Source organism: Burkholderia sp. Ac-20384 (assembly GCF_017104605.1).
Classification (GTDB): domain Bacteria; phylum Pseudomonadota; class Gammaproteobacteria; order Burkholderiales; family Burkholderiaceae; genus Burkholderia; species Burkholderia lata.
The window spans coordinates 1-12791 of record NZ_JAAGPE010000266.1; the positions used below are offsets into that span (position 1 = coordinate 1).

A 12791-nucleotide genomic window follows, 5' to 3' on the forward strand; every position below is an offset into this window, starting at 1 on the left:
TCGCAGCGGCGCTGGCGCTCGCGGCCGAAGCCGCGGTTTGGGCGGTCGTCATGCGAGCACCTCCTGAATCTTTTGCGGGGTCACCGGCAGGTCGGTGAAACGATGGCCGATCGCGTGCGCGATGCCGTTCACGATCGCGCCGACGACGGGAATCATCACCACTTCGGCGACGCCCTTCGGCGGATCGGTCTCGGACAGCGGCGGCAGCACGTCGCCCGTCTGCGTCCAGACGGCAACGTCGGACGCGCGCGGCAGCTGGTAACGGTTGAAGTTCCACGTGCCGTTGCCGGGGCCGTCTTCATACAGCGGCAGGTACTCGTGCAGCGCGTGGCCGATGCCCATCGCGAGACCGCCCTGCAACTGGCCCGACACGAGCTGCGGCGAAATCTGGTTGCCGCATTCCATGATCGAGTGGTGCGTGAGCAGCTCGACCTTGCCGGTCGCTTCGTGCACGGCCAGCTCGACCAGCGTGCCGACTGCCGTGTAGTACGTGACGGCCGCGTTGTTGCGGCTCGTCGGCGGGATGAACACGCGCTTGCGGTCCAGCACGCGGTAGCCGTTCGCGGTCGGCGCCAGCGTGCCGCGCATCGCGGTCGCGCCGGCCGGTGCGGCGGTGCCGGGCACCGGGCCGTTGTCACCCGTCTTCGGCGCGCCGACGCGCAGCGACAGCCCGTCGATCGGCAGACGCTCGACCGAGCCGCCCACTTCGAACTCGGCGTCGGTCCACTGCCAGCGGTTGAACACGTGCACGACCGCGCCGGTCGGCAGGCCGAGCGCATAGGCCTGCTTCGCGAGCTGCTCGAACGACAGCGGCTCGAGGCCGTCGGCGGTCAGCTTGCCGTCGACCCAGCGCGCATCTTCGATGCGGATCGTGTACGGCGCGGCCTGGCCGCCGCCGAGGCCGCGCGTCCAGATCGACATCGCGGCCGGCCACAGGCCGTAGCGGAACACGGCGCGCGCGGCTTCGCGCGTGCTGTGCGTGAAGTAGTACGCGGAGTTCGTCGCGCTCGACGGCGACGCATAGCTCGGCGACCAGCGCGGGTTCGCGCTCAGGCGATCCTGGTCGGCTTGCGACATGATGTACGGATCGCCGCTGGTCTCGACCGGCAGGTCCGGCCATTCGGTCACGGCCACGCGCACTTCCGTTGCCGGACGGCCCAGCCATTTCGCGACCGCGACGGCCTGCGACGTCGACATTCCGGTGCCGATCTCGGCTGCCGTATGTTGCAGCGACACCTTGCCGTTCTCGTCGAATTCGACCTTCGCGAACGACGCTTCCGCGCCCGTGCCGAAGTCCTTCTGCACGCACGCGAAGCCGACGCCGTAGCGCTTGCCCGGGTTCGCGGCCTCGTATTCGGCCTTGCGTGCGGCACGGCGCGTCCACAGCGGATGCTGCTTCGAACGCTCGAGCACCTCGTCGACGCGCAGCGCGCCGGCGGGAATCGCACCCTGCGTGTTCTTCATCCCCGAACGCAGCGCGTTGCGCAGGCGGAAATCGATCGGGTCGATGTTCAGCTGCGCGGCGATCTCGTCGACCGCCATCTCGGTCGCCGCCATGCTCTGCAGCGTGCCGTAGCCACGCGCGGAGCCGGCATCGATCGCGCGCGACGCGATCGCGACGGCAGCCAGGTCGCTCTTCGGGAAGTAATAGATCGATTGCGCAGCCGTCGCGCCCACCATCGCCACCGACGGCGAGAAGTTCGAGCGCCCGCCACCGTTCGCCTCGAAGTCGCCCTTGAACGACTGCAGCAGGCCCGTGTTGCGGTCCACCGCAATCCGGTAATGCATCTTGAACGCGTGACGCTTCAGCGACGTCTGGAACTGCTCGTAGCGGTCGTTCGCGAAACGCACCGGGCGGCCGTCCGCGTACAGCGCGCAGACGAGGCCGTAGAACGGCACGTTGAAGTGATCCTTGGAGCCGTAGCCGACCGTGTAGCACGGATGCACGAACAGCTTGTTCACCGGGAAGCGACACTTCGCGACCATCGCGGCCGCGTTCTCCGCCACTTCGAGCGGCGACTGGGTCGGCACGACGAGGTGCAGCGACTGCGTCGCGCTGTCGTACCAGCAGTTCGCGTTGTCCGGCTCGAGCGCGGACGTGTCGACCGACTGCGTGTTGTACTCGCGGTCGAACACGAGCCAGTCGGCCGACGGATGGTCGAGCTCGCCGGCGATCTGCCCGGCCAGGAACATGCCCTGCTCGTCGAGCTTGCCGTGCTCCTTGCCGTCCGGCCACACCGGCAGGTGCTTGCGCATCATGCTCGGGAAGATCGGCGCGTCCTTCAGGCTCGAATAGACGTCGTCGTCATAGGCCGTCTTGCCGCCCACCCGCACGTAGCGGAAGGTGCCCCACGGATCGCGCTCGAGCGGGCCGGTGACCGCGCCGTAGCGGATCACGTCGTCGCGGAACTTGAGCGCGTTCTTCGCGAAGCGGAAGCGCGCGAAGTCGTGGTAGATGAGGATCGCGACCGCATGGCCGAGATACGCGGGCGTCTTGCCGGCCGGCAGCAACATGTCGTCGCCGTAGAACGTCGGAAACGCGACGCCGTCGCGCACGAGATCGTCGGCCGTGACCACGCGGTCCGGCTTCAGGTCGTCGCCGAGCAGCGACAGGTCGAAGCCCTCGTACGTGCGATCGGCCTGCGTGACGCGCAGGATCAGCGCATGCGACTGCTGCTGCGGCCAGTGAGGCATGTCGGCTGCGCGCACGTCACGGGCGAACACTTTCGAGCCCGTGACCTTCGCGATACCGTCGATGCGGAATTGGGGGATGCCGGTGACGCTATCCCATTTGACGGGGGTGAGGAGTTTTTCTTCGAAGAGCGCCGCGAATGCGCGGCTGCCCAGGGGCGCGACATACACTGCGACGCCCGCCAGCACGCTGGCTTTCAGAAAACCCCGCCGTGACAGGCCGTGGTTTTTCATTGGGGGGAACCTCCTGATGCGGCTCGGACGGCGATCGGGTGTCGCGACGTTCGGAGCGGCGCGCATTCTGGCATTGTTTTAGATATATCGCCTATAGTATTTCTCGCATGAAATACTTATTGAATTTCTTATAACGGTATTCAGCCGGGCTGCGACAGCCGGTCGCGGGACGCGATTCGTCTGCATCGCGACCTCGTTTGCAGCGGTTTCGATCGGTTTGACCGCGCCCGACGGGCATGCCCGCAGTGCATGGCAACCGGTCTCCTGCCGGTCGCCGCGACGCATTCCGTTCGCAACGATGCTGCCCCCGCGCCGGCGAATGCGCAAGACTTTCGCGGGCGTGGTTTACGACTATTGGCCGATGCGGCGCCCGGTGCCGCCGGCTTGCCCGGGCAACCCGCGCCGCCCGTGTTTCATGGTAATGTCGTGCGCATCCGGCCTGGCCGGGCTTCCGCCATGTGCCGTGCGGGCGCCGCCAGCCATCGCGACATCACGCGACATCGTGTCGAGGTTAAAAACCATGGCAGTCAGGACATCTCTCCTGCACTCCGTTCTCGCCACTCCCCCCTCCGGCAACCACCGTGTGACGGCCGCGCTGCGCCCGTCGATGCTCGTTACGCTGTTCGAAGACGTCCGCCCGATGGCACTCTCCGGACTCGCGAGCGGCTTCGTTGCGGCCGTCGCGCTGATCCGGCTGCAGCAGTTCTGGTGCCTCGCGTGGCTGATCGTCGACGCCGGCCTGCTCATCGCGCGGCTCTCGATCGCGCGTGCCTATACGGTTCAGCGCGACGCCGGCGACGACCGCGCCGAATACTGGGCGATGCGCTATGCACCCGTGTCGCTCGTCGCGTGCTTCGTGCTCGGCCTCGGCGTGATGGGCTGCGTGCAGGCCGTCGACGTCGAGCTCGGCACACTGTCGGTGATGGTTGCGGGCGGCGTGTTCGGCGGGATCGCGTCGCGCAATTCCGCGCTGCCGCGGCTCGCGATGATGCAGGTCACGCTCGGCGTGCTGCCGATCGGCGTCGGTGCGCTACTGGCCCACCGGTCCGGTGCGTGGCTATTGCTGCCGCCGCTCGCGATCTATCTGGCCGCGATGCGCACGGTCGTCCAGCGTCACTATCGCGTGCTCGTCGCGCTGATCGCCGCGCGCCAGCGCAACGCCGAACTCGTCGCACGCTTCGACGCCGCGCTCACTTATATGCCGCACGGCCTGTGCATGATCGACGGCGAGCGCCGCGTGATCGTCGCGAACCGGCGCACCGCGCAACTGTTCGGCTCGCCGCGCGAGATCATGCTCGATACGCCGCTGCCCGCCGTCATCGCTGCGCTCGGCGCGAACGACGCGACCGATCCCGGTGGCGCCAGTCTCGCCGCGCAGTGCGAGGTCTGGCTGACCTGCGATGAACCCGTGCCGCTCGACGTCGTGCTCGCCGACGGCCGCCAGCTCGAACTGACGCGCCATCGCGTGCCGGACGGCAACGCGGTGATCATCGTCGAGGATGTCACCGCGCGCCGCCAGACCGAGCAGCACATCCGGCATCTCGCGCGACACGACGCGCTGACGGGTTTGCCGAACCGCCACGAACTGCATGCCCAGCTCAAGCGGATGCTCGCGCGCCGGCCGCGCACGCCGGACGCCGCGCTCGCCGTCATGTACCTCGACCTCGACGGCTTCAAGGCGATCAACGACCGGTTCGGCCACCAGGCCGGCGACGACGTGCTGACGCAGGTCGCCGTGCGGCTCGGCAAGACGCTGCCGTCCGGCGAGTTGGCCGCGCGAATCGGCGGCGACGAGTTCGTCGTCGCGATCGACGACACGACGATGCACGCGTGCTCGCTTCTCGCCGCGCGCATCATCCGACGGATCTCGGCACCGTACACGCTGTCGATCGGCGAGACGGTGAACCTCGGGATCAGCATCGGCATCGCGCTCGACGACGGGCACGGCTCCCCCGACGAACTGATCCGGCAGGCCGACAGCGCGCTGTACGACGCGAAGTCGGCCGGCAAGGGAATCTACCGCTTCTATTCGAGCGGCAGCAGCCGGGTCACGCCGGTCACCGCGAGCTGACCCGACTGCGCACGCAGGCTGCATCGCCCGCTTTCTCCCGCTCCGCATCCTCACGACGATTCAATTCCGAAACGCTTTGCGTGATCGCACGTGGCGTCGCACGTTCGCGTGTCACGTGACGTGTTCCGTAACATCGCCGCTCGCCACTCGTCACGTTGGCTGCAGAAGCCGGCACGATCGACACAGCGCAAGGCTTTTCAAACCTGGCACTCTTATTGCTCCCTGTCAGGGAAACAGGTTGTCAGGGAGACCCAACATGAATACCGTCGAAGTCCTCAGCCGCAGCGAAACCATCGACGAACTGGATGTGATCGACGGCGCATCGCTGATCCGCCGGCTCGTGTCCGAACGCCGCATGCCGGCCGCACGCGAGACCCGATGCGTCGACAATCCACCGCTGACGCTGTACGGCGCATTTCGCCAGGGCGTCGCCGATCACGTCGCACGCCGCGCGAATCCGTATCGTGCCGGCAGCCGTTTCTGGGCACTGTGGGAAGAAGGACGTCTCGAAGCTGAAACATCGGGCCGGTAAGCCGGCTGCACGCGCCGGCCCTGTCGCGGCAAGGGGCCGGCGCGAAACATCGGGCCCGCATGCGGCCGGCCGGCGCACCGGCATGCGTTCACCGCTGCAACATCGCGCGCAGTCTCGCGTGCCGTCCTCGTCGATCAAAATCCGTCTCCGCTGGCGAAGCCGCGACGTCACTTCACCGCCCGCAGCCGGCCGAGAGAGGCGAACCCCGGGTTTGGAACGGGAATCGTGCGGTCGTAGCAGCAAGGTTTGTCTCGCCACGATGCGTTGTCACGCGATCGGCTGAACCCATTGCCTCCGCCAACCCGGCGCTTCAAAGGGATCCGAAAAATACTGGGTCTCGTGGACGACCTTGCCGTTGCGGAACGCCATGATGCTTACCGTGCAAGTCGGTCGCCCGTCATAGGTGATCGAGTATTCCGTGACCCACAGATTGCCTTCCCCTTGAATTCGCCTGACGTCGAATCCAGCCGGCTTGCCTGGATGATGGCTCCGCAGTGCCTGCAAATTCTTTCGCCCGAGGATGCGCTCCCCTGACTGTGGATAGTCACAGACGACAGCGTCATCGTAAATATCGTGTTCCGCGTCGAGATCTCCGCCCGCCGACGCTTGCCAGTGCGCATTCAGCGCTACACGTATTCCCTCTTCCTGCATGAAATGCCTCCGGATACCGTTTCACGGGTCGTGGAGCAAACCCGCACTTGTCCGTCTCGACGACGTAGATGCGCCACGAATCATGATAGGTAGCGGCTGACGAAAGCGCGACTTCGCGATTTGCCTGCCTCTTCGATCCCGCGTCGACCGATCGCTTCCGGCCTGTTGCCGACTTTCGCGAACGGCGTCTTCCGCTCCGCTGGAGGATGGAATCGGATGCAGGGAATCGCCCATGAAATCACGCCCGCCGGGCAGACATCGACGACCGCAGCGCAGCTTGACGAATCAAATTCGAACATCGGCAGCGCGACGGAATGAATACGGCCTCGCGTACCGATCACGCAGCCCGACGACCCGCATTCGTGTGCATGCCGGTCGACGACCGCCGGCGTTGCGCGCGCCCGGTCCGCCGCGCGGCGGTCGTTTCCCGATAAGATGGCGAATTCCGTTCATCGAACGATGCCGCCATGACCGCCTCTTCCTCGCACCGCAATCCCATCCACTGCGAAATCGATCTCGACGCACCCGGCAAGCACGCGGGCTACCTGCGGCTGCCGCATTCCGTGCACCGCTCGGCGTACGGCTGGCTGCCGATCCCGATCGCGTCGATCCGCAACGGCGACGGCCCGGTCGCACTCGTGATGGCCGGTAATCACGGCGACGAGTACGAAGGCCAGATCATCGTGTCGCAACTGATGCGCGAGATCGAGCCGGGGATGGTCAGCGGGCAGCTGATCCTGCTGCCGATGGCGAATTTCCCGGCGGCGGACGCGGGCCTGCGCGTGTCGCCGCTCGACGAAGGCAACCTGAACCGCAGCTTTCCCGGCAACCCGACCGGCACGCCGACGCAGATGATCGCCCATTACATCGAGCACGCGCTGCTGTCGCGCGCGCAGTATCTGGTCGACCTGCACTCCGGCGGCAGCTCGCTGCTGTACCAGGGCGGCAACATGCTCGCGATCGATCCGCTCGACGCCGACGAAGCCGCGAAACTCAACGGGCTGCTGGTCGCGTTCGGGTTGCACAACGCGCTGCTGCACGCACCGAACCCCGTGCATTCGGCGTCGGCCGCGCGGCGCCAGGGTGCGATCTCGATCGTGACCGAACTCGGCGGTGCGGGCATGGCCGATCCGTCGCTGATCCGGATGGGCCGCCACGGGCTGCTGCACTACCTCGGCCATATCGGGCTGCTGCACGGCGCGCTCGTGCCCGATGCGCCGCCCACCGTCACGCGCTTCATGCGGGTCGACGGCGACCGCCATTTCGTCTACGCGTACGAGCGCGGGCTGTACGAGCCGCTCGTCGAACTCGGCGATCAGGTGAAGGCCGGGCAGCCGGCCGCGTGGGTGCATTTCCCCGATACGCCGCTGCGCGAACCGGTGCTGCACCGCTTCAAGGGCGACGGCGAAGTGGTGTGCAAGCGCGTGCCCGCGCAGGTGCAGCGCGGGGACTGCCTGTTTCAGCTGGCCGAGTTGTCGACGCCGCCGAGCATCGGCCAGACGGCCTAAATCCGGACCCATCTCCTTTCCTTGCTGTCTGCCAGTCATGGCGGACGGCATGCGCTCGCCATTAACCAACTTGACAAATTAACTTACTTGGTTATGATCGCAGATGGAAAAGAGAACGCCTCATTGCAAGCTGCTTCGCGTCAAAGCGCTAGTCGAAACCGGCAAGGTCCGGTTGACCACGAGTGCGGTACTCGGCGCTCGACAACTGGGTTTCACGGAAAGGGAGGCGCTCGGTGTCGTGCTGTCGCTGACCGATCTCGACTTCCACAAGAGCATGACGACGTACGCCGACCACACGATCTGGCAGGACGTCTACCGGCCTTTCACGGTGCGTGGCGACGTGTACCTGAAACTGACGGTGATCGACGATGTGCTGATCGTGTCTTTCAAGGAGCGAAGAACATGAAGTGCCCCGCATGCGGTGCGGCCAAGCTGGTCCGCGACACGCGAGACATCCCTTATACCTATAAAGGCCAGTCGACTGTCGTCCGCGATATCACCGGCGATTTCTGCCCGGCCTGCGGGGAATCGGTCCTGGATCTCGACGAGGCGACCCGTCTCGGCGAAGCGATCACCGAGTTCAACAAGCAGGTGAACGCCACCATCGTCGACCCGAAGTACATCGCGAAGGTGCGCAAGAAGCTGAGGCTGGATCAGCGCGAGGCGGCCGAGATCTTCGGCGGCGGCATCAACGCGTTCTCCCGTTACGAAACGGGCAAGACGAATCCGCCGCTCGCCCTCGTGAAATTGCTGAAGCTCCTGGATCGCCATCCGGATCTCCTCGCCGAAGTACGAGCCGCATAGGCGCTCGCCCGTCGGCATCACGCGCATGCGTCAAGCACGGGCTTCGACGCATGCGCGCTCCCCTCGCAATACTCACCCCACTCCCCCTGCAAGCCTTCTGACGTCCGCTGCGAAATCCTTATCGAAATTGCTTCGTTCGCCTTTGCCGGCCGCGCCGCTAACGTGTTCAAAACGGCGGCGGCCCGCCATCTGCATCGCAGCAGGACGTGCACCGGCCGCCGCCATCACGACAACCGCGTCGCGATAACGGAACAGACCGGACGGGCCGCGTGCCCGCACCCCGCCAGGAATGTCCGCATCGCGCGCCCTTCGCGATGCCCATGGCCACGACCGACCGCATCATCGACACGACGACGCTCGACGCACGCGCGCAACCGCTGATCGACGCGCTGATCGACGAATATTCGACCCGCTACCACGCAGATCGCCCCGACAGCCACGCGTCCGCGCGCGAAGAACTCGCACGCTACCCGGCCGAACTGTTCGCGCCGCCCGAAGGCGCTTTCGTGCTGCTGCTGCGCGACGGCGAGACGATCGGCGGCGGCGCGTTCAAGCGCTACGACGCGCAGACCGCCGAGCTCAAACGCATCTGGACCCGCTCGGACCTGCGCCGCCAGGGCCTGGCACGCGTCATCGTCGAGGCGCTCGAACTGCGCGCCGCGCAACAAGGCTATCGCCGCATCTACCTGACCACCGGGTTTCGCCAGCCCGAAGCATGGGCGCTGTACGACCGCACCGGCTATACGCGACTGTTCGATTCGTCGATCGCCCCCGAGGCGTATTTCCACCTGCGGTTCGGCAAGGATCTCGCCGATCCATCGCGCACGTCGACGCTGACCGACCTGTGGGCGCCCGTGCCCGAACCAGTGCTGTCGCGCTGACCGCGACCGCCTCCCAGCATCCCTCCGATCTCCGCTTGCCACCACAGGACGCCTTCATGCAACGAGCCGTACCGCTTTCTTCCCGTGCCGCGCGCACGCTGGCCGCTGCGCTGATCGGCCTGACCGCATTCGCCGCAGCCGCGGCCGCCGCCACGTTCGACCTGAGCCCCGAACAGCGCGGTCGCCCGCGCGGCGTGGCCGATGCAGCCGTCGAGCGCGCAGTGCCCGCGTCGTTCAAGTTCGCCGAACCCGGCACGCTGACGATCGGCGTTGCGCCGAGCCTGCCGCCGATCAGTTCGTATGCGACCGACGCGCGCACGGTGATCGGCTTCGACGCCGACGTCGGCCAGCTCGTGTCCGACAGCTTCGGCCGCAAGCTGAAGATCGTCGCGCTCGCGTGGGCCGACTGGCCGCTCGCGCTCGAATCCGGGAAAGTCGACGCGGTGATCTCGAACGTCACCGTCACCGAAGAGCGCAAGCAGAAGTTCGATTTCTCGACTTACCGCAAGGACCAGGTCGGCTTCTACGTGCGCAACGACAGCAAGATCCAGGCGATCCGCGAGCCGAAGGACGTCGCGGGGCTGCGTGTCGTGACCGACGCCGGCACCAACCAGGAAAAGATCCTGCTCGCGTGGGATCGCGAGAACGTCGCGCACGGGCTGAAACCCGTGCAGATCCAGTACTACGACGACCAGGCGATGCGTATCGTCGCCGTACAGTCGGGCCGCGCCGACGTCGTGTTCAGCGTGAACTCGGTGCTCGCGTACCAGAGCGCGCAGCAAGGCAAGACGCGGCTCGTCGGCGCGATCAGCGGCGGCTGGCCGCGCACGGCCGATATCGCGATCGCGACGCGCCGCGGCAGCGGCCTCGCCGATCCGCTCACCGTCGCGCTGAACGGGCTGATCAGGAACGGCCGCTACCAGCAGGTGCTCGACCGCTGGAACCTCGCGTCCGAAGCGATCGACCAGTCGCGCACGAATCCGCCGGGGCTGCCGAAGAGCTAAGCGCCGCGCCCGCCTACCGTCCATTCACGCTCTCCCCACGCTCACGCAGGAACGCCGCCCACCATGTCTTATTCGCTTTCGCTGCTGGACAAGAGTCCGATCGCCGACGGCGCGAACGCCGCCGACGCGCTGCGCTTCACCACGACGCTCGCGCAACGTGCCGAACAGCTCGGCTACGAACGCTTCTGGGTCGCCGAGCATCACGGCACGCCGGGTTTCGCGAGCTCGGCGCCGGAAATCGTCGTCGCACACCTGCTCGCGCATACGTCGCGCATTCGCGTCGGCTCGGGCGGCGTGATGCTGCAGCACTACAGCCCGTTCAAGGTCGCCGAAGCCTTCAAGGTGCTGGCCGCACTCGCGCCGGGCCGCGTCGATCTCGGCATCGGCAAGGCGCCCGGCGGGTTGCCGCTGACCACGCGCGCGCTGCAGTGGTTCCACGACAAGGCGCGCAAGCCGGACTTCGCGGGCCAGTTGGCGGAGCTCGACGCATTTCTCGGCTGGGGCGTCGCCGAGGATCACCCGCTCGCCGGCGCGGTCGCGCTGCCCGTGCCGCCGCAGCCGCCCGAACGCATCCTGCTCGGCGGCTCGCCGGACAGCGGCGCGCTCGCCGCACGCAACGGCTGGCGCTTCTGCTACGCGGGGCATTTCAACGGCGACGACGCGAACCTCGAACGCTCGCTGGACGCGTACCGCAGCGCGGGTGGCACACGGCCGCTGGTCGCGCTGTACGCGGTGGCCGCACCGACGCGCGACGAAGCCGAGCAACTGATCGGGCCGATGAAGATCTTCAAGCTGCAGTTCGCGGGCGGCCAGAGCTTCAACCTGACCAGCGCGCAGGCAGCCGCCGAATTTGCGCGGCAGAGCGGCGCGTCCGACTACCGGATCGACGAGCTGCGCCCGACGGTGCTCGCCGATACGCCCGAGCGCATCCACCGCGCGCTCGATGCACTGAGCCGGCGGCTCGACGTCGATGCGTTCGTGATCGATTCGCCGGTGACCGACTACGCGGCGCGGCTCGCATCGGCCGAATGGCTCGGCGGCGCGCTGTCGGCCACGCCGTTGCAGGCGGCCCTCGCGGCCGACCGCTCCCTTTCCCCTGACCAGGACGCGTGACGCTCCCATGACGACCCGACGATCGATCCCCTTCGGCCTGATGCTGCAAGGCGCAGGCAGCCACATGAACGCATGGCGGCATCCGAGCAACCCGCCGGACGCGAGCATCAACCTCGATTTCGCGATCGGCATCGCACGCAAGGCGGAAGCCGCCGGCATCGCGTTCGCGTTCGTCGCGGACGGCCTCTACATCAACGAGAAGTCGATCCCGCACTTCCTGAACCGCTTCGAGCCGCTGACCGTCCTGTCGGCGCTCGCGGTCGCGACGAAGAAGATCGGGCTCGCGGGCACGATCTCGACGTCGTACAGCGAGCCGTTCACGGTCGCGCGCCAGCTCGCGTCGCTCGATACGATCAGCGGCGGTCGCGCGGGCTGGAACGTCGTGACGACACCGCTCGAAGGCACCGCGAAGAATTTCGGCAAGGCGCATCCTGACCACGAACTGCGCTACGAGATCGCCGACGAATACCTCGAGGTCGTGCAGGGCCTGTGGGACAGCTGGGACGACGACGCATTCGTGCGCGACCGCGCGACCGGCCGCTTCTTCGATCGCGACAAGCTCCACACGCTCGACCACCACGGCCGCTTCTTCCAGGTTGCGGGCCCGCTCAACATCCAGCGCTCCCCGCAGGGCCAGCCGGTGATCTTCCAGGCCGGTTCGTCCGACACCGGCATCGGGCTCGCGGGCAAGTATGCGGATGCGGTGTTCACGCATTCGCCGTCGCTCGACGAAACGGCCGCGTTCACGCGGCGCGTGAAGCAGAGCGCGATCGAGCACGGCCGGCAAGGCAGCGACGTGAAGATATTCCCCGGCATCGGGCCGATCGTCGGCCGCACGGCGGCCGAGGCCGAGGACAAATACCAGGCGATCCGCAACCTGCTGACGATCGACGAAGCGCTCGCGTATCTCGGCCGCTATTTCGATCACCACGATTTCACGCAGTACGCGCTCGATGCGCCGTTCCCGGAACTCGGCGAACTCGGCCGCAACAGCTTCCGCTCGACCACCGACCGGATCAAGGCCGACGCGAAGCAGAAAGGCCTGTCGCTGCGCGAGACGGCGCTCGCGGTCGCCACGCCGCGTCCGAACTTCATCGGCACGGCCGAGCATGTCGCCGACGAGCTGATCCGCTGGCACGACGCGGGTGCGGGCGACGGCTTCATCCTCGGCTTTGCGGTACAGGCACAGGGCGTCGAGGATTTCGTCCAACTCGTGATCCCGGCGCTCGAGGCGCGCGGCCGCTACAGCCGCGACCTGCCCGGTGCGACGCTGCGCGACCACCTCGGGCTGCCGCGCAAGGC

Annotated in this window: 11 protein-coding genes; 9 read left to right on the plus strand and 2 right to left on the minus strand. The window is 67.0% G+C overall.

Annotation, left to right across the window (positions count from 1 at the left end; genetic code table 11):
• Positions 1-48: 48 nt before the first annotated feature.
• The gene (locus tag G3O00_RS32910; protein WP_206145488.1) at positions 49-2925 is read right to left on the minus strand and encodes a molybdopterin cofactor-binding domain-containing protein; all 2877 of its coding nucleotides are present in this window, start codon (positions 2923-2925) and stop codon (positions 49-51) included.
• A gap of 520 nt (positions 2926-3445) precedes the next feature.
• Here G3O00_RS32910 and G3O00_RS32915 point away from each other — a divergent pair.
• Both G3O00_RS32915 and G3O00_RS32920 read left to right on the plus strand, forming a co-directional pair.
• Positions 3446-4996 (plus strand): sensor domain-containing diguanylate cyclase, encoded by a 1551-nt coding sequence (locus G3O00_RS32915; protein ID WP_206145489.1) that lies wholly within the window; start codon positions 3446-3448, stop codon positions 4994-4996.
• A gap of 256 nt (positions 4997-5252) precedes the next feature.
• Positions 5253-5528, plus strand: a complete 276-nt coding sequence (locus G3O00_RS32920; protein WP_174929387.1) for a hypothetical protein — start codon at positions 5253-5255, stop codon at positions 5526-5528.
• Between the two features lie 267 nt (positions 5529-5795).
• Here the strand turns inward: G3O00_RS32920 and G3O00_RS32925 are convergent, their stop codons facing one another.
• Complete coding sequence (locus G3O00_RS32925; RefSeq protein WP_206145490.1) at positions 5796-6179, minus strand: nuclear transport factor 2 family protein; 384 nt, start codon at positions 6177-6179, stop codon at positions 5796-5798.
• A 467-nt stretch (positions 6180-6646) separates the two neighbouring features.
• On the opposite strand from G3O00_RS32925, the gene G3O00_RS32930 reads away from it, so the two are divergent.
• The 7 genes from G3O00_RS32930 to G3O00_RS32960 form a co-directional block, all read left to right on the plus strand.
• Complete coding sequence (locus G3O00_RS32930; protein WP_206145491.1) at positions 6647-7687, plus strand: succinylglutamate desuccinylase/aspartoacylase family protein; 1041 nt, start codon at positions 6647-6649, stop codon at positions 7685-7687.
• Between the two features lie 103 nt (positions 7688-7790).
• Complete coding sequence (locus G3O00_RS32935) at positions 7791-8093, plus strand: type II toxin-antitoxin system MqsR family toxin (RefSeq protein ID WP_206145492.1); 303 nt, start codon at positions 7791-7793, stop codon at positions 8091-8093.
• On the plus strand, positions 8090-8491 hold the full coding sequence (locus G3O00_RS32940; RefSeq protein ID WP_206145493.1) for a type II toxin-antitoxin system MqsA family antitoxin: 402 nt from the start codon (positions 8090-8092) through the stop codon (positions 8489-8491). The genes G3O00_RS32935 and G3O00_RS32940 overlap by 4 nt, the downstream gene beginning before the upstream one ends.
• A 320-nt stretch (positions 8492-8811) precedes the next feature.
• Positions 8812-9372 (plus strand): GNAT family N-acetyltransferase, encoded by a 561-nt coding sequence (locus G3O00_RS32945; RefSeq protein WP_206145494.1) that lies wholly within the window; start codon positions 8812-8814, stop codon positions 9370-9372.
• Positions 9373-9428: 56 nt separating this feature from the next.
• The gene (locus tag G3O00_RS32950; RefSeq protein ID WP_011355137.1) at positions 9429-10376 is read left to right on the plus strand and encodes an ABC transporter substrate-binding protein; all 948 of its coding nucleotides are present in this window, start codon (positions 9429-9431) and stop codon (positions 10374-10376) included.
• Positions 10377-10439: 63 nt separating this feature from the next.
• Positions 10440-11489: an LLM class flavin-dependent oxidoreductase gene (locus G3O00_RS32955; protein ID WP_206145495.1), complete on the plus strand. Its 1050-nt coding sequence runs from the start codon at positions 10440-10442 to the stop codon at positions 11487-11489.
• Between the two features lie 7 nt (positions 11490-11496).
• On the plus strand, positions 11497-12791 hold a 1295-nt coding region (locus tag G3O00_RS32960; protein ID WP_206145496.1), incomplete at its 3' end, for an LLM class flavin-dependent oxidoreductase.

Bases quoted from the DNA above. Each gene is read 5' to 3' on its own strand.
- G3O00_RS32910 (WP_206145488.1), bottom strand. From the start codon at position 2,925: ATGAAAAACCACGGCCTGTCACGGCGGGGTTTTCTGAAAGCCAGCGTG.
- G3O00_RS32915 (WP_206145489.1), top strand. From the start codon at position 3,446: ATGGCAGTCAGGACATCTCTCCTGCACTCCGTTCTCGCCACTCCCCCC.
- G3O00_RS32920 (WP_174929387.1), top strand. From the start codon at position 5,253: ATGAATACCGTCGAAGTCCTCAGCCGCAGCGAAACCATCGACGAACTG.
- G3O00_RS32925 (WP_206145490.1), bottom strand. From the start codon at position 6,179: ATGCAGGAAGAGGGAATACGTGTAGCGCTGAATGCGCACTGGCAAGCG.
- G3O00_RS32930 (WP_206145491.1), top strand. From the start codon at position 6,647: ATGACCGCCTCTTCCTCGCACCGCAATCCCATCCACTGCGAAATCGAT.
- G3O00_RS32935 (WP_206145492.1), top strand. From the start codon at position 7,791: ATGGAAAAGAGAACGCCTCATTGCAAGCTGCTTCGCGTCAAAGCGCTA.
- G3O00_RS32940 (WP_206145493.1), top strand. From the start codon at position 8,090: ATGAAGTGCCCCGCATGCGGTGCGGCCAAGCTGGTCCGCGACACGCGA.
- G3O00_RS32945 (WP_206145494.1), top strand. From the start codon at position 8,812: ATGGCCACGACCGACCGCATCATCGACACGACGACGCTCGACGCACGC.
- G3O00_RS32950 (WP_011355137.1), top strand. From the start codon at position 9,429: ATGCAACGAGCCGTACCGCTTTCTTCCCGTGCCGCGCGCACGCTGGCC.
- G3O00_RS32955 (WP_206145495.1), top strand. From the start codon at position 10,440: ATGTCTTATTCGCTTTCGCTGCTGGACAAGAGTCCGATCGCCGACGGC.